General features: G+C 73.0%; 20 protein-coding genes and 1 tRNA gene. 10 read left to right on the forward strand and 11 right to left on the reverse strand.

Going from position 1 to position 21,373, the window contains the following annotated elements:
* Window positions 1-48 precede the first annotated feature (48 nt).
* The gene (locus ACTMSW_RS06360; RefSeq protein WP_441179498.1) at window positions 49-465 is read left to right on the forward strand and encodes a hypothetical protein; all 417 of its coding nucleotides are present in this window, start codon (window positions 49-51) and stop codon (window positions 463-465) included.
* A gap of 45 nt (window positions 466-510) precedes the next feature.
* Here the strand turns inward: ACTMSW_RS06360 and ACTMSW_RS06365 are convergent, their stop codons facing one another.
* The gene (locus tag ACTMSW_RS06365; protein ID WP_441179499.1) at window positions 511-1,440 is read right to left on the reverse strand and encodes an LLM class F420-dependent oxidoreductase; all 930 of its coding nucleotides are present in this window, start codon (window positions 1,438-1,440) and stop codon (window positions 511-513) included.
* Window positions 1,441-1,505: 65 nt separating this feature from the next.
* Here ACTMSW_RS06365 and ACTMSW_RS06370 point away from each other — a divergent pair, with 65 nt between their 5' ends.
* Window positions 1,506-2,141 carry an ABC transporter ATP-binding protein gene (locus tag ACTMSW_RS06370; protein WP_441179500.1) on the forward strand — a complete coding sequence of 212 codons (636 nt, stop codon included), beginning with the start codon at window positions 1,506-1,508 and terminating at the stop codon, window positions 2,139-2,141.
* Window positions 2,138-3,652 (forward strand): DUF6297 family protein, encoded by a 1,515-nt coding sequence (locus ACTMSW_RS06375; RefSeq protein ID WP_441179501.1) that lies wholly within the window; start codon window positions 2,138-2,140, stop codon window positions 3,650-3,652. The genes ACTMSW_RS06370 and ACTMSW_RS06375 overlap by 4 nt, the downstream gene beginning before the upstream one ends.
* A gap of 9 nt (window positions 3,653-3,661) precedes the next feature.
* Here ACTMSW_RS06375 and ACTMSW_RS06380 read toward each other — a convergent pair whose 3' ends face one another.
* On the reverse strand, window positions 3,662-4,072 hold the full coding sequence (locus ACTMSW_RS06380; RefSeq protein ID WP_441179502.1) for a GTP-binding protein: 411 nt from the start codon (window positions 4,070-4,072) through the stop codon (window positions 3,662-3,664).
* A 197-nt stretch (window positions 4,073-4,269) separates the two neighbouring features.
* Here ACTMSW_RS06380 and ACTMSW_RS06385 point away from each other — a divergent pair, with 197 nt between their 5' ends.
* The 4 genes from ACTMSW_RS06385 to ACTMSW_RS06400 all read left to right on the forward strand — a co-directional run bounded on the left by ACTMSW_RS06385 (window position 4,270) and on the right by ACTMSW_RS06400 (window position 8,962).
* Complete coding sequence (locus ACTMSW_RS06385) at window positions 4,270-4,641, forward strand: YciI family protein (RefSeq protein ID WP_441179503.1); 372 nt, start codon at window positions 4,270-4,272, stop codon at window positions 4,639-4,641.
* On the forward strand, window positions 4,605-5,870 hold the full coding sequence (locus tag ACTMSW_RS06390) for an RNA polymerase sigma factor (protein WP_441179504.1): 1,266 nt from the start codon (window positions 4,605-4,607) through the stop codon (window positions 5,868-5,870). Before ACTMSW_RS06385 ends, ACTMSW_RS06390 begins: the two co-directional genes overlap by 37 nt.
* A gap of 99 nt (window positions 5,871-5,969) precedes the next feature.
* Window positions 5,970-6,671 (forward strand): dihydrofolate reductase family protein, encoded by a 702-nt coding sequence (locus ACTMSW_RS06395; protein WP_441179505.1) that lies wholly within the window; start codon window positions 5,970-5,972, stop codon window positions 6,669-6,671.
* A 104-nt stretch (window positions 6,672-6,775) separates the two neighbouring features.
* Window positions 6,776-8,962: a DUF4153 domain-containing protein gene (locus tag ACTMSW_RS06400; protein WP_441179506.1), complete on the forward strand. Its 2,187-nt coding sequence runs from the start codon at window positions 6,776-6,778 to the stop codon at window positions 8,960-8,962.
* A gap of 58 nt (window positions 8,963-9,020) precedes the next feature.
* On the opposite strand, the gene ACTMSW_RS06405 is transcribed toward ACTMSW_RS06400, so the two are convergent.
* The 3 genes from ACTMSW_RS06405 to ACTMSW_RS06415 all read right to left on the reverse strand — a co-directional run bounded on the left by ACTMSW_RS06405 (window position 9,021) and on the right by ACTMSW_RS06415 (window position 12,223).
* Window positions 9,021-9,830: a hypothetical protein gene (locus ACTMSW_RS06405; RefSeq protein WP_441179507.1), complete on the reverse strand. Its 810-nt coding sequence runs from the start codon at window positions 9,828-9,830 to the stop codon at window positions 9,021-9,023.
* 157 nt (window positions 9,831-9,987) lie between these two features.
* Window positions 9,988-10,782 (reverse strand): class I SAM-dependent methyltransferase, encoded by a 795-nt coding sequence (locus ACTMSW_RS06410; protein ID WP_441179508.1) that lies wholly within the window; start codon window positions 10,780-10,782, stop codon window positions 9,988-9,990.
* Window positions 10,783-11,017: 235 nt separating this feature from the next.
* Window positions 11,018-12,223 carry an MFS transporter gene (locus ACTMSW_RS06415; protein ID WP_441179509.1) on the reverse strand — a complete coding sequence of 402 codons (1,206 nt, stop codon included), beginning with the start codon at window positions 12,221-12,223 and terminating at the stop codon, window positions 11,018-11,020.
* A 292-nt stretch (window positions 12,224-12,515) separates the two neighbouring features.
* Here ACTMSW_RS06415 and ACTMSW_RS06420 point away from each other — a divergent pair, with 292 nt between their 5' ends.
* Complete coding sequence (locus tag ACTMSW_RS06420) at window positions 12,516-12,767, forward strand: hypothetical protein (RefSeq protein ID WP_441179510.1); 252 nt, start codon at window positions 12,516-12,518, stop codon at window positions 12,765-12,767.
* Window positions 12,768-12,819: 52 nt separating this feature from the next.
* On the opposite strand, the gene ACTMSW_RS06425 is transcribed toward ACTMSW_RS06420, so the two are convergent.
* On the reverse strand, window positions 12,820-13,044 hold the full coding sequence (locus tag ACTMSW_RS06425) for an SHOCT domain-containing protein (protein WP_441179511.1): 225 nt from the start codon (window positions 13,042-13,044) through the stop codon (window positions 12,820-12,822).
* 66 nt (window positions 13,045-13,110) lie between these two features.
* Window positions 13,111-13,998 (reverse strand): winged helix-turn-helix transcriptional regulator, encoded by an 888-nt coding sequence (locus ACTMSW_RS06430; RefSeq protein WP_441179512.1) that lies wholly within the window; start codon window positions 13,996-13,998, stop codon window positions 13,111-13,113.
* A 25-nt stretch (window positions 13,999-14,023) separates the two neighbouring features.
* Between ACTMSW_RS06430 and ACTMSW_RS06435 the strand changes: the two genes are divergently transcribed.
* Complete coding sequence (locus ACTMSW_RS06435) at window positions 14,024-15,262, forward strand: MFS transporter (protein ID WP_441179513.1); 1,239 nt, start codon at window positions 14,024-14,026, stop codon at window positions 15,260-15,262.
* A gap of 99 nt (window positions 15,263-15,361) precedes the next feature.
* On the opposite strand, the gene ACTMSW_RS06440 is transcribed toward ACTMSW_RS06435, so the two are convergent.
* Window positions 15,362-16,066 (reverse strand): alpha/beta fold hydrolase, encoded by a 705-nt coding sequence (locus tag ACTMSW_RS06440; protein ID WP_441179514.1) that lies wholly within the window; start codon window positions 16,064-16,066, stop codon window positions 15,362-15,364.
* Window positions 16,067-16,549: 483 nt separating this feature from the next.
* Between ACTMSW_RS06440 and ACTMSW_RS06445 the strand changes: the two genes are divergently transcribed.
* On the forward strand, window positions 16,550-17,266 hold the full coding sequence (locus tag ACTMSW_RS06445; protein WP_441179516.1) for an LPXTG cell wall anchor domain-containing protein: 717 nt from the start codon (window positions 16,550-16,552) through the stop codon (window positions 17,264-17,266).
* 292 nt (window positions 17,267-17,558) lie between these two features.
* Here the strand turns inward: ACTMSW_RS06445 and ACTMSW_RS06450 are convergent.
* From ACTMSW_RS06450 to ACTMSW_RS06460, 3 genes are all read right to left on the reverse strand, one after another.
* Window positions 17,559-17,635 (reverse strand) — tRNA-Ile (locus ACTMSW_RS06450).
* Window positions 17,636-17,806: 171 nt separating this feature from the next.
* Window positions 17,807-19,045, reverse strand: coding sequence for an NAD(P)/FAD-dependent oxidoreductase (locus ACTMSW_RS06455; protein WP_441179517.1), 1,239 nt, complete (start codon window positions 19,043-19,045; stop codon window positions 17,807-17,809).
* Window positions 19,035-21,155: an MMPL family transporter gene (locus ACTMSW_RS06460; protein ID WP_441179518.1), complete on the reverse strand. Its 2,121-nt coding sequence runs from the start codon at window positions 21,153-21,155 to the stop codon at window positions 19,035-19,037. Before ACTMSW_RS06460 ends, ACTMSW_RS06455 begins: the two co-directional genes overlap by 11 nt.
* Between the last annotated feature and the right edge of the window lie 218 nt (window positions 21,156-21,373).

Below are 21,373 nucleotides of genomic sequence, written 5' to 3' on the forward strand. Positions count from 1 at the left end.
GGTACGCCCCGACGGTTACCGCCACCGAAGGCGGGGAACCCTGTGCCGATGAGCACCTACCGCGATCCCGCCCTGCGGGGCGACGTCTTCCCCTCCGAGGAGGAGATCGATCCGACCGGTACGGGGGTGGAACCGGTGAGCGCCCCGCCGTTCGCGCCCCGGGCCGCGGGCACCACGCCGGGCCCCCGGCCGACGCCCGCGCCGCCCCCGGCGCCGACGCCGGTGCCGCACCCGGGTCCCCCGCCGCGGGGTCCCGAGGGCCGGTCGATCGTCACCCACCACCTGGACGGCTCCGTGGAGGTGGTCACCGATCTGGACGGCGACGGTGTCGCCGACGTGGTGCAGTTCGATCTCAACGGCGACGGAATCCCCGACGTCACGTACGTCGACAGCGACCGCGACGGCCGACTCGACACGATCCTCCGCGACCCGGGAGCGGCCGGTTCACCGAGGGCCAGACGTTAAGAGGGGACCCTTCCTCTACCCGAGGCGTTAACGGGGGGCCCTTCCTTACACCTGGGGCAGGACGTCGGCGGCGACGAGGTCGAGGTGGTCCAGGTCGGCCAGGTCGAGCACCTGGAGGTAGAGGCGGCTGCTGCCGGTCTCCGCGTACGCGCCGATCCGGTCGACGACCTCGGCGGGAGTACCGGCGAGGCCGTTGGCGCGCAGCTCGTCCGGGTCCCGGCCGATGGCGGCGGCCCGACGGGCCACCTCCGCGTCGTCCCGCCCGCAGCAGAGCACCAGCGCGTTGGACCACACCAGGTCGGCCGGGTCCCGGCCGATCTCGGCGCAGGCGGCGCGGACCCGGTCGAACTGGGCGACGGAGTCGGCGACCGAGGCGAACGGCAGGTTGAACTCGTCGGCGTACCGGGCCGCGAGGCGGGGCGTGCGCCGGGGGCCCATACCGCCGAGCAGGATCGGCGGGCGCGGGTCCTGCACCGGCTTGGGCAGGGCCGGGGAGTCGCTGACCTGGTGGTAGCGCCCGGCGAAGTCGAACGTCTTGCCCACCGGCGTCGCCCACAGGCCGGTGATGACGGCCAGCTGCTCCTCCAGCCGGTCGAACCGCTCGCCCAACGCCGGGAAGGGGATCCCGTACGCGGTGTGTTCCTCGGCGTACCAGCCGGTGCCGATGCCCAGCTCGACGCGACCGCCGCTCATCTGGTCGACCTGCGCCACGGTGATGGCCAGCGGGCCGGGCAGGCGGAAGGTCGCGGCGGTCATCAGGGTGCCCAGCCGGATGTCCCGGGTGTCCCGGGCCAGGCCGGCGAGGGTGGTCCACGCGTCGGTGGGACCGGGGTCGCCGCTGACCGAGCCCATCTTCAGGTAGTGGTCGGAGCGGAAGAACGCCCCGTAACCCGTCTCCTCGGCGCGGCGTGCCACGGCGAGCAGGTCGTCGTAGGTGGCACCCTGCTGGGGTTCGGTGAAGATCCGCAGTTCCATGCCCCGAGCATAGGGAGCCCACCGGGGGCCCGGGTGGGCAGCGCGCGCCGTCTAGGGTGGTCGGCGTGTCCGCACCCGCCGTGTCCGCGCGGGGGCTCGGCGTCTCCTTCGGCACGGTGTCCGTGCTCTCCGACGTCGACCTCGACCTCGCGCGCGGGTCCGCACTCTGTCTGACCGGGGCGAACGGCACCGGGAAGTCCACCCTGCTGCGCTGCGTCACCGGCCTGCTGACACCGCGGCAGGGCACGGTACGCGTCTTCGGCGCGGCGCCGGACGGCTCGGCCGCGTTCTGGCGCCGGGTGGCGACCACGGTGGAGCAGCCCAGCTGGTACGTCGGGCTGACCGTGCGGGAGCACGTCGAGCTGGTCCGCCTGGCCGGTGGCGCCGACCCGGCCGACGGTCACGTGGACGCGCTGTTCGACGCGCTCGGGCTGGCCACGCTGGCCGACGCGACACCCGACGTGCTCTCCTCCGGGCAGCGGCAGCGCCTGCTGCTGGCCGCCGTGCTCGCGCGCCCCAGCGACCTGCTGGTCCTCGACGAGCCGGAGCAGCGACTCGACGCGGACATCCGTCCCGTGGTGGCCGGCCTGCTGGCCAACCGCGTCGCCGCCGGGGGCAGCATCCTGCTGGCCAGCCACGACCCGTCCTTCGTGGCGACCCTGGACTGCCCGACGCTGCGCCTGGACGCCGACGCGCCGTGAGCCAGGTCCGCGCGTCACCCGCCGCCCTGACCGGGCCCGCACCGGGGGCCCGCGAGCTGCGCCGCTGGATCCGCCGCCGGCGGGCCGCCGCGGGGGCGTCGCTGTCGGCGGAGACCGTCTACGTGGTGGCGCTCACGCTCGCGATCACCGTCGCCATGGCGGGGCCTCACCTGCAACGTCTGCTCCGCCCCGTCCGTCCGGTCGCCGGGACGGACCGGTGGGCGGTGCTCGCGCTGCTCGCGGTGGCGGTGGTCGGTCTGCTGGTCGTCCTGCGCCGGCTGGGTCCGCTGGTGCTCCGCCGCGACGACCTGGGGTGGTTGCTGCCCACGCCGGTGCCGCGCCGCGGTCTGCTGCTGCCCGCGCTGGGCCGGGTGCTGGTCGGCGCGGCCACGGTGGGCGCGGTCGTGGCGCTGGCCGGCGTCGCCCAGCTCGCCACGCGGTCCACGGCCACCGCCACCGGCGGTTGGTGGGCGACCACCGGTGCGGCCGGTGGTGTGCTGCTGGCGCTGCTCGCGGTGGCCGCGCAGCGGCACGCCGGGTGGGGACGACGGCTCGACCGGGTGCCGGTGGTGCTCCTGCCGCTGTTCGGCGCGGTGGCGCTGGCCGACCCGTCCCACCGGGTCCCGGGCGTCCCGGCACCGGCGCTCGGGCCGCTGGCTCTGGCCGTGCTCCTGGCCGCCGTGGTGGCCACCGCGGTCACCGTCCGCGCCCTGGAGACCTTCCCCGACACGCCTCTGCACGACCCGTCGCGGCTGGTCGGGTCCCACCTGGACGCCGCGTACGCCACCGAGCCGTCCTTCCTGCCGGACCTGTGGGAACGCCGGTACTGGCGGGGGCGTCCGCTGCGCTCCCGGTCACTCAGTCGCCGTTTCCCCGCTCCGATCCAGCACGACCTGCGGATCCTCGTCCGCAAGCGCCGCCGCCTGGGCTGGCTGGCGCTGGCCACGGTGGCGCCCGCGGTCGTGGCGGGCGGGCCGGGTCCGCTCGTCGCGGCGGCCGTCGTCGTCGGGGGCTCGGTCGCCGCCGGGACCACGCTGGACGCCACCCGTCGGGACGCCGTCCAGCCGGCACTGCTGCGGCTGCTCGGCCTCACCGGCCGTCGGGTGCTCGCCGCCCGGATCGTCGCGCCGGCCGTGCTCTCCTCGGCGTGGTGCGCGCTCGCCGCGACGCTGCTCGCCGCGACGGGGGACCTCCCGCCGGGGCCGTGGTGGGCGTTCGGGCTGGCGCTGGGGCCGACCGTCGCGGTGACCGCCCTGCGCCGCGCCCGCTCGGGGCTGGTGGACACCGCGCTGCCGCTGGTCGACACCCCCGCCGGCACGTTCGCCCCGGGCCCGCTGATCTGGCTGCTCGCCGGAGTCGACCAACTGGTCTTCGCCGTGCCGGCCCTCGCCGGCCTCGGCGGCGTGTGGGCGCCCACCTGGACCCTGGTGGCGGTCCAGGCGGGCCTGTCCGCCGCCGGCCTGGCGGCCTGGCTGCTGCTCTGGACCGACCGCCGTCGCCCGGCCGTCTGAGGCCGCCGGTCACCGGGTGTACGACCCCAGCTGCCGCTGGGCCAGGAAAGCGTGGGCAGCCGCAGGGACCGCAGGGTCCGCATCAGGACGCGGGTGTGCGGCTGCACGCCCTCCACGGCGGAGAGCACCAGGACGGCGCCGTCGAGCACGCCGGAGCGCGCGCTCGACCTCCGCGACGAAGTCGCTGTGTCCGGGGGTGTCGATGAGGTTGACCTGGCGCCGTCCGACGGTGAACGCGGCCACCGCGGAGCGGATGGTGATGCCGCGCCGGCGTCCGATCTCGCCGGTGTCGGTGCGGGTGGTGCCGGCGTCGACGCTGCCGAGCCGGTCGATCGTGCCGGTGTCGAAGAGCAGGCGCTCGGTCAGGCTGGTCTTACCGGCGTCGACGTGCGCCAGAATGCCGATGTTGACGGTCTTCATGGGCTGACGGGTCCTCGAAAGCTCGCATCCGGATGGGAAGGAAGTTTTCGAGTCGGCGCATCGCCCTGCTCCCGTCGTCGGTGACCGCGGTCGGGACCACGGTGGCACACGGCGGCCGTGGCGGCGAGGTGTTTTGCCGTCCTGGAGCGACCGGGTCGCGCGGTACGGTGCGGAGCGCCGACCGAGAGGAGCACGTCGTGAAGTACCTGATGCTGATCTACGGCAACGAGGAGATCTGGAGCAGTCTCCCCGGCGACGAGCTGTCCGCGTTGATCGGCGAGGTCGACGCGTTCAACGACGCGCTGCGGGCCTCCGGAGAACTCGTGGACAGCCAGGGCCTCGTGCCCCGGGCGTGGTCGGTGCGGATGCCCGGCGACACGCCCGTGGTCACCGACGGCCCGTACCTGGAGGCCAAGGAGTACGTCGGCTCGTACTTCGTGGTCGACGTGGACGGTGCGGAGCGGGCCCGGGAGATCGCCCGGTCGTACCCGGCCCTGCGGTTCGGCCCGGGGACCGGCGGCGGCCTGGAGGTGTGGCCGCTGATGTCCGGGAACGGCGACGAACTCTGAGCCGTGACGACTCCCTCGGTGACCTGCTGCGCCACCTCGCGCCGCAGGTTCTCGGCACTCTGGTCCGCCGCTACGGCGACTTCGCCCGGGCCGAGGACGCCGTCCAGGACGCCCTGCTCGACGCCGTGCAGGCGTGGGCCCGCGACGGTGTGCCGGAGCACGCGGGGGCCTGGCTGCGTACCGTCGCGACCCGCCGGTACGTCGACCAGGTCCGGGCCGACACCGCCCGGCGGCGGCGGGAGGTGGCCGTGGTCGACGCGACCCCCCGCGACGCGCTGGTGGCCCCGCCGCCGGACGTCGAGCCGGCCCGCGACGACGTGCTGGAACTGCTCTTCCTCTGCTGTCACCCGGCCCTCGGGCCGTCCGCCCAGGTGGCGCTGACCCTGCGGGCGGTCGGTGGCCTGACCACCGCCGAGATCGCCACCGCCTTCCTGGTGCCGGAGAAGACGATGGGGCAGCGCATCGTCCGGGCCAAGCAACGGCTGCGGGAGGCCGGCGCCCGGTTCGACCTGCCGCCGGAGGCCGAACAGGGTCCCCGCCTGGCCGTCGTCCTGCACGTGCTCTACCTGATCTTCAACGAGGGTTACAGCGCCAGCAGCGGCCCCGAGCTGCGCCGGGTCGACCTGACCCGGCAGGCGATCCGGTTGACCCGCCGCCTGTACGAGCGGCTGCCCGGCTCCGGCGAGGCGGCGGGGCTGCTCGCGCTGATGCTGCTGACGGAGGCGCGGGGCGCGGCGCGTACCGGAGCGGACGGCGACCTGGTGCCGCTGGCCGAACAGGACCGGACGCGCTGGGACCGGACCGCCATCGCGGAGGGCACGGCGCTGGTCGCCCACAGCCTGGCGACGCTGCCGCTCGGGCCGTACCAGGTGCAGGCCGCCATCGCCGCCGTGCACGCGGAGGCGCCGTCGACGGCGGACACCGACTGGTCGCAGATCCTGGCCCTGTACGACCTGCTGGAGCGGTTGGCGCCAGGCCCGGTCGTCACCCTGAACCGGGCCGTGGCCCTCGGCGTGGTGCGCGGCCCCCGGGCCGGGCTGGACCTGCTGGACACCCTGGAGTCCGGGCCGCTCGCCGGCCACCACCGTCTGCTCGCCGTCCGCGCCCACCTGCTGGAGGAGGCCGGAGACCTGCCGGCCGCGGTGACGGCCTGGCGGGAGGCCGCCCGCCTCGCCGGCAGCCTCCCCGAGCGGCGCCACCTCGTCCGACGGGCCGCACGCCTGCTGTGACCGTCGTCACACTGCGGTCCGGTAGAACCGGGCCGCCCGGCTCCGATCACCCCGTGCAGCGGCACCACCGGGTGCCGCCGAGGTGGAAGGAACGACGCGATGACCAAGGTGACCGCGCAACTGTCCGTGTCGCTGGACGGCTTCTACGCCGGACCCCGGCACACCGGGAACGGCGACTGGATGACGTCCGCCGAGAGCGCCGGCTTCTTCCGGGTCACCCGCTGGGTGACCGACGCGATGGCGTGGCGGGAGCGGCAGGGCTTCGCCGGCGGCGTACGGGACACCAACTCCGAGATCATGGCCGAGACGTTCGAGGCGGCCGGCGCGTACGTCATGGGGCGCCGGATGGCCGACGGCGGTGAGGTGCCGTGGGGCGACGAGCCGCCGTTCCGCGCGCCGGTCTTCGTCGTCACGCACCGGCCCCGGGAGACCCTGGTACGCGGCGGTGGCACCAGCTTCACGTACGTCACCGACGGGATCGCCAGCGCGGTCGACCAGGCGCGCGCCGCGGCCGGCGGGAAGAACGTCGCGGTCGCCGGCGGGGGCAGCCTGGTCCGGCAGGTGCTCCGGGCCGGCCTGCTCGACGAGTTGGAACTGCACGTCGTACCGGTGGTGCTCGGCACCGGTCTGCGCCTGCTCGACGCCGACCTGGACCTCGGCGAGAAGGAGGCGATCGAGCTGACCCCGATCCGGGTGGTGCCCACCCCCGAGGTGACCCACATCCGCTACCGGGTGGAGGGCCGCGCCCCGCTCGTGCTCGACGACCGCGGCAGCGGCGGCGGCCCCACGACCCTGCGGTGAGGGTCGCGACGGCGGGGACGGTCGGGGATCGACGGCGCGGGGCAACGGGCGGCGGGCGGATGGCCCTACAGTGTCAGCACCCCGAAGCGATCAAGGAGGGTGCGATGCCCGAACCGACCCCGGTGCCGGAGGCCGCAACGCCGTCCGCGCCTTCGGGCGCCGCGACGTCCGCGCCCTCGGGCGCCACGCCGTCCACCTCGGAGGGTGCCGTCGGCATCCCCGCCCAGGTCGCACCCCGGCTGCTGGTCATGCCGGAGACCACCGGCTTTCCGTCGATCGAGTGGCCCGGCCGCACGGACCAGCCGGCGTGGGCGATCCCGGTGACGATCCCCTCCGGCACGCGGGGCTACGCGGTCTTCCTGCCGCTGCTCCCGGGCGCCGCGGAACCGGCGACCGGTACGGACACACCCGCGGCACCCGCCGACACGGCCGTCCCGGCGCCACGGGCGATCACGCCGACGGAGGCCGCGGCGACCGCCCCGACGGACACTACCCCGCCCACCAACGGCACCGCCCCGACCGGTCCCGCCACCACCAGCCCCGCCACCACCGGTCCCGCCACCGACGGCGCCGCCGAATCCGGCCGTGCGACGTCGCCGTCGGCCGGCAACGGCACCGCCCCGGCACCGCCGCCCACCAACGGCACCGCCCAGGCACCGCCGGCCGGCAACGGCACCGCCCAGCAACCGCCGCCCAACTGGCCGGTCTACCCGGGCGGCCCGCGCCCTCCGCACGGGGTGCCCTACGCATCGGCCGCGTCGCCGTACTCCTTCCGTTCGCAACCACCGCAGCCGTCCTTCATCCGGACGATCTGGCCCGGGCCGAAGGCCGCCATCGGCTGGCGGATTCCGGCGGCGGTCCTGGCCGGCGGGCTCGGGGTGGCCGCGTTCGTGCCGCTCAACCGCACCGGCATCGGCTGGTTCCTCGGCTGGCTCGTCCTGACGGCCGCCGTGGTGGTCGCCGTCCGGCAACGCGTCGCCGAACGGCCTCGCGCCGAGCAGGCGGTACGCGCAGGGTGGGCGGCGGCGGCCCTGGCCCTGCTGGCCGTGCTGGCGTTCCGTAACGCCTGGTGGCTGGTGACGTTCTGCGTGCTCGGCGCGCTCGGCTGCGCCGCGTTGGCGATCGTGGGCGGTCGCCTCATCCGGTCGATCCTGTTCAGCCTGGTGGCCGCGCCGCTCGCCGCGTTCCGGGGGCTGCCCTGGGTACGGCGGCACGTCGAGGGGCCGGCCGACACCGGCACCGTCCGGCGGGTCGTCGGGTCGGTCGTCGCCACCATGGTGGTGCTGCTCGTCTTCGGCGCGCTGCTCTCCTCCGCCGACGCCGCCTTCTCGCTGGTGCTGGGTCAGGTCATTCCGGAGGTCAGCGTCCCGGCGACGTTCCGCGGGATGTTCCTGCTCGCGGTCGGCGGCCTGATCGCGGTCGCCGCCGTCTACACGATCACCGCCCCACCCGACCTGTCCCGGGTGGACCGGCCCACCACGCGGCGCCTCGGCATCGTCGAGTGGGCACCGCCGATCGCCGCCCTGACCGCTCTCTTCGTCGGCTTCGTCGCCGTGCAGTTCACGGTGCTGTTCGGCGGTGAGCGGCACGTGCTGCGTACCGCCGGCCTGAGCTACGCCGAGTACGCCCGCAGCGGCTTCTGGCAGCTGGTCGCGGTCACCCTGTTGACGCTTGCCGTGCTGGGCGGGGTGACCCGCTGGGCGCAACGGGAGAGCCGGATGGAGCGGATCCTGCTCCGGGTCATGCTCGGCCTGCTCAGCACGCTCGGCATCGTCATCGTGGTGTCCGCGCTGTCCCGGATGTACACCTACCAGAAGGTCTACAGCTTCACCGGGGAGCGGATCTTCGTGATGGCCTTCGAGCTGCTGCTCGGCGCGGTCTTCCTGATGGTCATCGCGGCCGGTGTCCGCTGGCGCGGCCAGTGGATCCCGCCTCTGACCGTGGCGCTCGCGGTGGTCATGCTGCTGAGCCTCGCGGTGCTCAACCCGGAGGACTACGCGGCCCGCCGCAACATCGCCCGGTACGAGCAGACCGGGAAGATCGACGCCTGGTACCTGCGGGCGCTGTCCGCCGACGCGACGCCGGCCCTGAGCACGCTGCCCGACCCGGTACGCCGGTGCACGCTGAGCTGGATCGCCGACGACCTGGCCCAGTCCGACCCCTGGTACGCCTGGAACCTGGGGCGGACCCGGGCCCGGGAGGCGCTGGACCGGGTCGGACCGGGTGCGGTGGGCGGTCCGAGCGACTGCCGCGCCGCCGACCAGTACGACCTGCCGAAGACGCGCCGCTGACCGGGCCGCCGCCGGCCGGGACCCGCTTCGGGACCGGCCGGCGGCGGAGGTCAAGCCGTCACCAGGGCGCCGGGATGTTCAGCGGCAGGCAGCGCCGCGTGCCGGGGGTCGGCTGGTAGCAGGCCGAGGCCTCCAGGTTGTACGTGTGGTCGAACCGGTTGAAGTAGGCGCTTGCGCCGTTGACGCAGGTGCCGCCGCTGGCGGTCGTCCCGCCCGCGACGGACGCCGTGGCGCAGCCGACCGAGGTGGCGGTCTTCGTGACGGTGCTCAGCGAAGAACGCTGGTCGAAGGACTGGTGCGAGCCGTACCCGGTCAACCGCACCCCCGGCCGCACGACCGAGTACTGGAACGCGGTCGAGGTGTAGTAGTTCCAGCTCGCCCCGGTGCCCACCGTCCGCAGTTCCGGGTCGCTGGCCGAGGGCGGGACGAACAGGTAGAAGCCCTTGTCGTGGGTGGTGGTGCCGGGGATCATCCGGTAGACGATCACCAGGAGACCCTGGCTGAAGGTGCCGGTGGAGTACGTCAGGTAGTTGGTCTTGCCGCAGACCGTGCGGTCGGCCACGTATCCCACGCCGTTGGCGTAGAGCATCACGCGGGCGCATCGTCCGTCGTCCTCGGTGTCCTCGATGGTGCCGACGGTGTTGACGGTGCCGAAACTGTCGTTGGCGTAGCCGGTCAGGCGGACGCCGGGCAGGGTGCCGGCGTACTGGAAGGCGCTCGGGTGGTAGTAGCTCCACGACGCCGACCAGCCCGTCCCCGGGGGCAGGGCGAGGGCGGGCGAGGCGGGCAGCAGGGCGGCGACCAGAGCGGACACCAGGGCCGCGACCAGCAGTGCGCCGGTCCGCCGCCTTCGACGAGGGATGGTCATTCGTCCTCCGATCCTCGGGGCGCTCACGATGCGCCGGGATCAGGGTGGCCGGGAGTCTCGCCGACGGGGACGGCTCAGTCCCGTTGCGGACACGGTGGGTAGCCGACAACGGGCGCGGCGGCTGCCCGACAGCGCTTCGGCGTCGACGTCCGCAGGGTCACCGTGCCGCGGTACCGCGGACCGCCCAGGCTCGCGCGGTGAGCCGGACGGACCCGTCCGCCTCGACCGGCAGGCGGGCCGCGAGCAGGTCGCGCAGCGCGTCCCGATCCGGTTCGGCGAGGGACGCCACGTAGGTCGGTGCCGGACCCTGACCAGCCAGGAACGGCGTCCAGTACGCGTCGAAGTCGACGAACACCGTGGGCACGACGATCGGCTGCACGGCCACCGCCGCCAGGCCGGCGTCCGTCCACAGGTCGTGCAGCGCATCGGGGCGGCACAGCGGGAACCGGCGTCCCTCGTCCAGCTCCGCCACCGCCGGGTCGAGCGCCTCGGCCGCCGCCCAGAAGTGACGCATCATCGCCATGCCCTCGGCGTAGTCCCAGACGTACGCGGCCGCAACGCCGCCGGGCCGGACCACCCGGGCGAACTCGGCCGCCGCCCGCGCCGGATCGGGTACGAAGTTGAGCGCCAGCCCGCTGACCAGGACGTCCACGCTGTCGTCGGCCACCGGGAGTGCGCGGGCGTCGCCGACCTCGAAGAAGGCCCGAGGGTCGTCCACCTGCCGCCGGGCGTGGGCCAGGAAGCCCGCCGAGGGGTCGATCCCGGTGACCTCCGCCGGATCCGCCTGCGCCACCACCGTCGCGGTCAAGGCGCCGGTGCCGCAGCCCACGTCGAGCCAGCGCAGGCCGGACGGCAGATCCAGCCAGCGCAGGAAGTCCCGGGCGACGAGCCGGCTCCACCGGCCCACGTATGCCTCGTACGCCTCGCCGTCGGCCCAGACCGGTTGCGCCATGCGGGCACCCTACGACACCGGCGGACCTGAGCGCGGTCCCGCTCAGGTGCAAGGAAGGGCCCCCGCTTAACGCCTGAGGTAGAGGAAGGGCCCCCGCTTAACACGCGGCCACGGGCCCGGCCCCGTGATTTCGCTGACGCTCACGGGCGACCGCGACCGCGCCAAGCGAGGCGGCGAACTGATCCACTTCGGCCCCGATCAGCGAACTCGCCGCTCGGGGTCGAAGCAGAGGTGGTCAGCCGGCTACGTCACGCAAGGGCCGCCAGGCCAGGACGGTGATCGCCGCCATCACCACGGCGGCGATCCAGAACGGTGTCGTGATCCCCCAGACGGTGGCGAACAGACCGCCGAGAAGAGACCCCAGCGCGGCTCCGCCGAGGTCCAGCAGCGAGTAGACGCTGCCGACCCGGCCACGCAGTCGTGGAGGCACGACCCGTTGCCGGGCCGAGGTGACGGTGATGCCCCACGCCATGGCGTGGATGCTGAACACGACCAGGACGACGGCGGCGATCCAGGGTGTCGTCGTGGTGGCGAGGGACACGTGCGTGACGACCTCGATGACCAGGCCGACGCGAAGGACGGCGACGCCGCCGACGACTCGGGTCAGCGCCGTGACGACCGCGGTACCGAGCAGGCCACCGACCGCGAAGGCGGTCAGCAGGAATCCGTAGCCGACGTCGGACAGGCCGAGGCGCTCACGGCAGTAGAGGACGAACACCGCGAACGCGGCGCCGAACGCGATGTTGCCCAGGCCCATGCTGACGGCGAGAGTCCGCAGCAGGCGGTGCTGCCACAACCATCGAACGCCCTCCGCGACCTCCTTGCGCAGCGACACCCGCGGCCGGGGTTGCTCCGGCACCGGGATGGCCCGGATGCCCGCCAGCAGCGCTGCGGACACAGCGAACGTCAGCGCGTCGAGCCCGAACGGCACGGCGGCGGAGATGACGAACAACCACGCGCCCAGAGGCTTGGCGACGAACTGGTTGCCGATGGTGAAACTCGCGTAGAGCCGTGCGTTGGCGCTTGGCAGCTTCTCGGCGGCGACCACCGCCGGGAGCAGAGCGCCCATGGCCGTGTCGGCAAGGGTTTCTCCCGTACCGAGGAGGAAGAGCACCGCGTAGATGACGAGCACGGTGACGGTCCCGGTCGCGATGGTGGCCGTCAACCCCGCCAGGGCGACGGCCCGTACCAGGTTGACGACCACGACCAGACGGCGCCGGTCCAGCCGGTCGACGTAGGCGCCGCTGATCAGGGCGAACAGCAGCCAGGGCAGTTGCTGGGCGAAGACGGCCCCGGCGATGAGGGCCGGGTTGTCGCTGATGGAGGCGATCAGTAGCGGGCCGGCGGCCATGGTGACCCCGTCGCCGATGTTGGACACCGCCGAAGCGGTCCAGAGCCTGGTGAAGTCCGCGCCCAGACGCGCGGATGCAAGGGCACGCACAATTGCTCCTCGAGCCGAAGAAGGGAAACGGTCGTCGTGGGACCGCTCCGCGGCGAGGAGAAGCACGGCACCGCCGGCCGGATGTCCGGCGGCGGGCGGTCAGCGCGCGGCGTGCTCTCGCGGCGAAGCGGCGACCGTGACCATGTCGAGGCGCATGCCAACTCCCTACTGTGGATCAAGACGTCCAGAGCAGGATATGGTTCGTGCTGAACCTGGTCGATGTCGTTCTGCCGGTCCACCTCACCTGGGGTCTGTTCGCCACCGGATCCGATCACGAGAGAGGAGACCCGACATGCAGGTGGACCCACCGGAGAACCGGGGTCTGGCCGCACTCATGATCACGTCCGGCGTGGGCGGACTGGTCCTGCTGCTTGCCGGCGATGGCGAACGGACGCTGCTGGTCCTCGCCCTGGTCGCGTTCGCCTGCTTTCTCGTCTGCCTCGCTCTGCTCGGCCTCAGCTCGGTGTTGCAGGAGCACGAGCAATGGCGCGCGAACCTTGTGCGGCAGCGGCCACGCGAGCAGGACGAGGACGCGAAGCGGTAGATCAAGTCCCGCTGGCCCGCCAGCTCAACTCGCGGGTCGCCCGTCGCGGGCATCACTTTTCGAGAATGCGGGCTTTCTGCGTCTCGAACTCCGCCTCGGTCAGCGCGCCGGCTTCCCTGAGCTGATGCAGCTTCTCCAGTAGGACGACCGGGTCATCGTGCGAGCGCTTCCCGCCGACCTCCGCGCCGATCTTCCGCGCGAGCGACCTGTCGTGGGCCCGACCGAGAACGAACGCGACGACAGCGAGAACGATGATGACCGGAATGACGACCTCCATGGCGTGTCAGCCTAGAGAGGCTGAGCCACCACCGGCAGGAGCGCGGTGGCTCGGCGCTGATCGCCATCACCCGGCGACCTGCCCGTGGTTCCGGACCAGGTGCAGCATCTCGTCGACGGAGCCGGCCGGATCGGTGACGGGGAACTGAACGGCGCGCACCGTCACGGCATGATCGAGCAGCAGCGTGGCTCGCTTGAGCCGGTCGGCGCCGGCGGCTCGGAAGGTGGGCAGCAGCAGCGCCGTGGCGAGCCGCCCGTCGGCGTCGGAGAGCAGGGGGAACGGCAGTTCGGCGTGGGCGACGAAGGCAGCCAACTGGTCCGGGCGCTGAGTGCTGACCCCCTGGATCCGGGCACCGGCGGCGGCGAAGTCGGCGGCCCGTGCGGCATAGGTGCTGGACTCGAGCGTGCAGCCGGGTGCGCCGGGGATGTCCGCCCAGTACGGTGGGAGGCCCTGTACGCCGGGCACGAATGCGCCGGGGAAGCAGTAGAGCACCGTCCAGGCATCCGGGTCGGCAGGCGGCACCGGTACGCCGTCGTGGCGCACCAGGGTCAGGTCGGGAATTCGGCGTCCGACGAGGGCGTGCACTCGGCGCGCCTCCGCCGAGCCGGCCGCCGCCGTGGCGGTGAGCGACCCGTCGCCGAGCACGTGCCGGTCACCCCACTCCTGTAGCGCGATCAGGACCGGCAGCAGGCCTTCGCCCTTGGCGGTCAGCAGGTAGTCGTAGCGCGGCGGGCGATCCGTGTACCGCTGACGGTGCAGGACGCCGTGCTCGACGAGGGCAGCGAGACGCTCGGTCAGCGCGCGGCGGCTCATCCCGAGCCCTCGTTGCAGGCCGTCGAAGCGGGTCACGCCACCGGCGATGTCGCGGATGAGCAGGAAGGTCCACCAGTCGGTCAGTACGCCGAGGGATTGGGCGATGCCGCAGTCCGCATCGGCGAGGTCGACCCTTCTCACACGCACCACTATAGTCAGTTCCATTATGGAACTTACGACCTTCTGGCGTTGGTGGGTCGCCGGCACGACAAGTCACCTCGGCTCGGCGGTCGGCGGGGTGGCCCTGCCGTTGACCGCGCTGACCGTGCTGGACGCGTCGGCCTTCGAGATGGGTCTGATCGCGGCGGCCGGCTACCTCGCGTACCTGTTGATCAGTCTGCCGGCGGGGGTGATCGTGCAGCGCGTACCTCTCCGCGGCATGCAGGTCGCCCTGGATCTGATCCGGGCCCTCGCCATCGCGTCCGTCCCCCTGGCCTGGTGGATCGACGCCCTGACGGTCGCCCAGTTGGTCGCGGTCGCCCTGGTCGTGAGCTTCGCCAACGTGCTGTTCGACGTGGCGAACCAGACCTTCCTGCCGGAGATCGTGCCGGCCGCGCAGTTGCAGGCGCGGAACAGCCTCAACTCCGGCACGCACGCGGCCACCCTGCTGGGCGGGCCGTCCCTCGGCGGACTCGCGGTGCAGCTGCTGGGTGCGGTGCCGACGCTGTTCGTGGACGCCGTCAGCTATCTGGTCTCCGCCGTGCTGCTGCGCACCCTTCCGGCTCGGCGGGTGCAGCGACCGGCCGAGCGGCCACCGATGGCCACGATGATCCGCGAGGGCTGGCACTACGTGCTGCGACACCCGATCATCGGACCGGCCATGTGGGACGCCACCGCGACGAACTTCGTCTGCGGCGCGATGCTGGCTCTCTTCCCGTACTACCTGGTGCGCGAGCTGCACGCGCCGCCGCTCATGGTCGGGCTGCTGCTCGCCGCCGACGGCCTCGGCGCGCTCATCGGCGCCGCGCTGACGACCCGTTTCACCGACCGGGTCGGCACCGCACGGGGTCTGATCGTCGCGGCCTTCGTCGGTGTGGCCGGCGCGCTCATCATCCCACTCGGTACCGGGACCACGGCCTACGTCGCCTTCGCCGCAGGCAACCTCATCTTCTCCGTCTCCTCGGTGGTGCTCAGCGTGACCACCCGCACCTACCGGATGCTCGCCAGCCCGCCGGAGCTCCTGTCGCGGGTGATCGCCACGGTCAAGTTCGTCTCCTGGGGCGCCATCCCGCTCGGCGGCCTGCTCGCCGGCGTCCTCGCCGGGCCACTCGGTGCCCGCACCACCCTGCTCATCTTCGGGGCGCTCACCGTGCTGTCACCGATCATCTACCTGTCGACCCCGATCCGCCGGCTGCGCGACCTGCCCCTCGACGCCGCCCCGCACCCCGTCGAAGCCCGGGTGTGAACACGACGAAGGCGACGGCTCCGCCGCGGGTCGCCGCCTCGTGGGCGACCGGATCATGGAGAGTTCCCGACCCGAGGCGGCACGCGACCAGGCGACGCGCTAGCCCTGCCCAGGACGGGCACAGGTGGTCGCGTATCCGGCGAGGAGTTCGGCAAGTGCCTCGGGTTGGCTGAGCGCCACGCAGTGCCCGGCCGCGACCTCGTCCGGGACGATGCCGAGCCGGTCGCGTACCAGCCGGCGGGCGAACTCCGCCGGCAGGAACCGGTCCTGACTGCACAGCACGAACCTGGTCGGTACGGCCGGCCAGCGGTCGAGGGGCCAGGGTGCGTTCATGGCGGCCTCCGACGGGTGGTTCCGAACCTTGCGCATCGCCCGCTCGGCCAGGCCGCGGGGTACGTCGTGGTAGTAGGTGACGTACGGGTCGTCGTTGCCGGTGAGGCCGCCGTCCTGGGCGGCCCACGTGCGGACCGCCTCCTCGTAGCCGGTGTTGGACCACCAGTCGCGTGGTGCCTCACCCGGCGCCGGGACCATCCCGCCCACCAGTACGAGGACATCGACCGGAAGCCGGTCAGCGACAAGAGGTGCGGTGAACCCGCCGAAGGACTGTCCCACGATCACGAGGTCGGTACGGTTGCCGATCGCGTCGACCACCGCGTCCGCGTAGTCGGTCAACGTGGCCGATGGGGCGTCGGCGGGCAGGTCGGGTGCGATGCAGTCGTGTCCACGGGTGCGTAGCGCGGCCTCCACCAGGTGCCAGTACCAGCCGACGTCTCCGGCGCCGTGGATCAGGACGAAGGTACTCACGGTCAATGCGCCCCGCTCTCGTAGGGACCGTCGTTCACGACCCTACGCACCTGGTCGAGGGTGAACCCCGGAGGGAAGTCGGCCATCCACCATTCTTCCGCTTCCGCGACTCGTCCGCCAGAGCCACGACGCCGCGTCCGACCAGGCGCTGTCCATCCACGCGACCAAGGGATATGAGAACAAGATATGCGAGCTGGCGAGCTGGGCACATGCTGATCCAGCAGCGGAAACGCTTCTCGACATCGCACACGGCTTACGACCTGAACACGGGGCTGTCGCGGGTGATGGCAAGGCTTCAGGAGCGCGTTCCGGGCCTGTGGGACTGAACCACCTCCAGCAGGCGCCCTGCCCTGCTTGGACGCGGACCGTCAAGCCCGCGGATCCGCAGCCTCGACGCGAGGCCGGTCACCGACGGGGCAACGACTGACGTGAGCGACGGCTAGCATCTCCACGTTTTGGCCTGCAGCGGGGAGGAAGATTCACATGCGATGGAAGCTACCGGCCGGCGTCTTGATGGCGCTGGCCTTCCTGGTTCCGGCGGCGCCGGCGATGGCGCAAACCGAACCACCCGTACTGAACGAGGCCTGCCAAACGGTCGAGCGCAAGGTGTACAAGGATATCCGCGAGCTTGTCACCATCGACCTGGACACTGCCACCGATGTGGAGGTGCGCGTGTTGGCCAACCAGATCCTGGCAGCGGCGAACGCCGACTCGTTGCCCGTTCTGCCTGACGCCATTCAAAAGCGCCTGGACGGCACCGCGGATGATCTGCGTGCATTCCTCAAGGCGGACGTGCAGAAGGCCTGGTCAGTGGCTCTGCGGGTCACGGTGGTCCGGACGTTGACGGGCGCTGGTACCAACGTGCAGGCGGCCGCGCAGAAGACGCTCGACGACGCGACCATCGATGCCTACCTGGCTTACCTGAACGACGGCCTGTATGCCGCACGTGCGCTTGACTGCACGTCTCAGCCCACACCGACGCCGAGCGCCACGCCGAGCGCCACGCCCAGCGCCACGACGACCGTTGCGCCGGCGCCTACGTCCTCCGCCAGCGTGGGCGCCCCCGGCGGCGACGGCGGTGGGCTGCCCGTCACCGGTGACGATGCCGCGACCGTGACCGGCATCGGCGGTGCACTTCTGCTCCTCGGCGGCGCCGGCTACCTGATCGGACGCCGACGCCGTTCCCGCTTCGTGGCATAGCTGGTCGACGCGCCCGGCTCGATGCTCCGTCGGGCTGGGCGCGATCGGCGCTGCGCGTGGTTCGGGCAGAGCCGCGAGGTCTTCGAAGTCCGGCAATCCCGAAGCGTGGCCGGCCGGCCCGGCCGGTAGTCGCCAGCTGGCCGGGGCCGGGCGGGCGCGGCCCGCTTCCGGGCCGCCTCGACCGGGCAGCGGGCCGTGCTGCTGCCGACTCAGTGCGGCCTGACGGGGTCGGCCCGGGCCTCGACGCGGTGGGCCCGGGTCGTGGGAAGCATGGCTGACCAAAGTGTTTCCGTGGTGGGGCGGGCGGGACTCGAACCCGCGACCGAGGGATTATGAGTCCCCTGCTCTAACCGGCTGAGCTACCGCCCCGGCACCGCGCCGGATCCTATCCCGCCCGGTCGATCACCGGCCAGCATGAATGCGTCTTCGGCGCAGCGGCACGATGGGCAACGCGAGGATAACAGCGAGCAGCGACTCCACCGCGATGACGCTCCACAGCCACTGTTCGTCCTCGGCCTCCGACCGGCCCGCGTCCCCTCATCAGCCGGTACGCAGCCGGTCCAGGACCGCTCCGGCGGTGCGCCAACCGCTCGCCAGCGCGCCCTGGATGGACGGGCTGTCCCGATGGTCCCCGGCCACGTAGAGCCCGTCACCGAGCGACACCGGCTTGCGCAGCCGCCCCTGCGGCGGAGGCGCGGCGGGCAGCGCCTCCGGGATCGAGACGGTGGTGAGGTGGGTCCAGTCGGCGGTGGACCGTCCGTAGAGGCGGGTCAGCTCCGCCCGTACGGCCGGCTCGGGTGGGGCGGACGGACCGACCACCGAGGTCGCCACCAGGTGCTTCCCCTCCGGCGCGTACGTCGGCGCGGCCCGGCTGATCACCACCGTGTTGGCGATGGTCTCGCGCCGGTCACCGTCGAGCAGCAGGATCGGCTCGTCCAGGGGCGCGGTGTCGGTGCTGTGGTAGTAGGTCGTGTAGCTGTGCATGCGTACCGTCGGCAGGGTCGGCAGCAGCGCGGTCGCCGCCGGCGGGTCCACGGCGACCACGACGGCGCGGCAGGCGATGTCGCCGGCCTGGGTGCGGACCCTGCCGGGTGCGACCTCGGCGACCGGGGTGTCCAGGTCGATGAGGTCGGCGGGCAGCGGGTCGGCAACGGCCCGCGGCAGCGCGGCCATGCCCTCGGCGGGCAGGCCGATGCGGCCCCGGGCGAACGACCGCAGCACCATCGCGAGGACGTGGCTGGAGGTTTCCAGCTCGCGGTCGATGAAGACGCCGGAGAGGAACGGTCGCAGCAGTTCCTCGATGATCGCATCGGAGAGCCCGGCCCGGCGCAGCGCGGCCTCGGTGGTGGTCTCCGGGGCGGCGAGCAGCCGCCCGGTGGGCAGGGTCGCGCTGCCGGCGGCGAGCGCGGCGAACCGCACCCGGTCGAGCAGGGAGCCGATTCCGGCGAGCGCGGTGCGAGGTGTGCCGGTGGGCTCGCGCAACGGGTTGACCAGCCGGTGCAGGTCGTCGCCGCGGCGTACGAGCACGCCGGAGATGAAGTAGCCGAGGTCGAGCCGGTCCACGTCGAGCAGCGTGCCGAGTTTCGGATAGGCGGTGTTGAGGACCTGGAAGCCCCGGTCGAGCAGGTAGCCGTCGACGGTGTCGGTGGCGACCCGGCCGCCGAGCCGGCCGCCGGCCTCCAGCAGCCGCCACGGCACGCCGGCCCGGTGCAGCCGCCGGGCCGCGGCCAGGCCGGCCAGGCCGCCGCCGACGATCACCACGTCGGTCTCAGCCAGCATCACGCGCCTCCCCCTCACCCTGGGACCGGGACAGCCGGCTCGGCCACCACACCTTCGGCCCGATGTCGTACGCGAGTGCCGGCACCAGCAGCGACCGGACGACGATGGTGTCGATCAGTACGCCGACCGCCACGGCGACGCCCAGCTCGACGAGCACCACCAGCGGGAGCACGGCGAGCGCCCCGAAGGTCGCGGCGAGCACGATGCCGGCGGACGTGATCACGCCGCCGGTGACCGTGAGGCCGGCCAGCACGCCGGCCCGGGTGCCCCGTCTCACCGACTCCTCCCGGACCCGGCTCATCAGGAAGATGTTGTAGTCGATGCCCAGGGCGACGAGGAACACGAAGGCGAAGAGCGGGAACGAGGCGTCGACGCCGGGGAAGTCGAAGACGTACGTGAAGATCAGCGCGCAGAGCCCGAGCGTGGCGGCGAAGCTCAGCAGCACGGTGGCGATCAGCAGGATCGGCGCGAGGATCGCGCGCAGCAGCAGGGCCAGGATGATCGCGATGACCACCAGCACCACCGGGATGATCACGTTCTGGTCGCGCCGGGAGGCGTCGGAGGTGTCCACGTTGATCGCGGTGAACCCCCCGACCACGGAGTCCGAGCCGGGTACGGCGTGCACCGCCACCCGCAGGTCCCGGATGGTCCGCTCGGCGCCGTCGCTGTCCGGCGGGTCGGCCAGCGTCGCCTCCAGTTGGACCCGGCTGCCGACCACCTTCGGAGGCGCGTTCTCGTCGGGTGGGCCGGCCCGCTCACCGGTGACCGGGCGGACGGCGGCCACCCCGGGGACGCCGCGGGCGACCTCGGCGACCTGGCGTGCCGTCTGCTCGGTGGTGAAGATCGTCGCCGGGCTCCCGGTGCCGGCCGGGTAGTGCCGGGCGATGACCTCCTGCCCGGCGACCGAGTCGGTCCGCTCGGTGAACAGGTCGGTCTGGCCGAGTGTGGTCGCCCCGAGTTGGGTCAGGCCGAGCGCGAGCGCGGCCAGCAGGACCGCGGTGACCAGCCAGACCGGTCGGGCCCGTCGGGCCACGAACCCGGCGACCCAGCTCCAGAGGCCGTGCTCGGCCTGCGGGTCGGCGCGGTCGTGACGGGGGCGGCGCGGCCAGAACGCCCACCGGCCGCCGAGCACCAGCAGGGCCGGCAGGAAGGTGAGCATCACCAGCAGGGTGGCGCCGATGCCGATCGCCGCGACCGGGCCGAGCGCCCGGTTGGAGTTCAGACTCGACAGCAACAGGCAGAGCAGGCTGAGGATGACCGTGCCACCGGAGGCGACAATCGCCGGCGCGGCGCCCTTCCAGGCGGTCCGCATGGCGTCCCAGGGACGCTCGTGCCGGTGCAGTTCCTCGCGGTACCGCGCCACCAGCAGCAGTGCGTAGTCGGTGCCCGCGCCGAACACGAGGACGGTGAGGATGCCCTGCGCCTGCCCGTTCAGTTTGATCACGTCGGCGTCGGCGAGCAGGTAGACGAAGACCGACGCGAGGGCGTACGACATGCCGGCGGCGAGCAACGGGAAGAGCCACAGGACCGGACTGCGGTAGACGACCAGCAGGATCACCAGCACCACGCAGAGGGTGACCAGCAGCAGGGTGCCGTCGATCGCGGAGAAGACCTCGATGAGGTCGGCGAGCAGGCCGGCCGGCCCGGCGACGTCGACGGTCAACCCGTCCCGGTCGCCGCCGGCCACGGCGCGCAGTTCCTCGACGGTCGCGCCGATCTCCTCGCCCTCCGCGTCATCGATGGGCACCACCACCTGGAGGGCCTGCCCGTCCTGGCTGGGGATCGGCGGCGGCAGCGGCGCCACCACCCCGGGCACCTCGGCGAACCGGGCGGCGTCCGCGGCCACCCGCTGCCGGTCGGCGTCGGTGATGCCGGAGGTCCGCTCGTAGACCACCAGCGCCGGGGTGGTCTGCCGGTCGACGAATCCGCCGGACAGCTCCTGGGCCCGGGTCGCCTCGGCGTCGGTGGGCAGGAAGGAGGCGTTGTCGTTGGTCGCCACCTCGCTCAGCCGGCCGGCGAACGGCCCGGCCACCCCGCCGAGGACCAGCCAGGCGAGCACGACGGCCACCGCGACCAGCGTGACCCTGCCTCGGCCACCTCTTCCGGACATCCGCATCCCACCCCTGAAACGACGCATCAACCGACGCAGCCGGAGTCTAAGTCGACATCGACCATCCTGCCGGCCAAGGAGAAGGAAGGGCCCCTCCTTAACGCATTTCGTAGAGGAAGGGCCCCTTGTTAACACCGAGGAGGGCGCGCTGACGACGGGGAGGGCGCGCTGACACCGAGGGTGGCGCACGGCCCGCAGCGGCGAGCGCGTACGACCGG

The sequence above is a fragment of the Micromonospora sp. BQ11 genome, assembly GCF_052068135.1.
Classification (GTDB): domain Bacteria; phylum Actinomycetota; class Actinomycetes; order Mycobacteriales; family Micromonosporaceae; genus Micromonospora.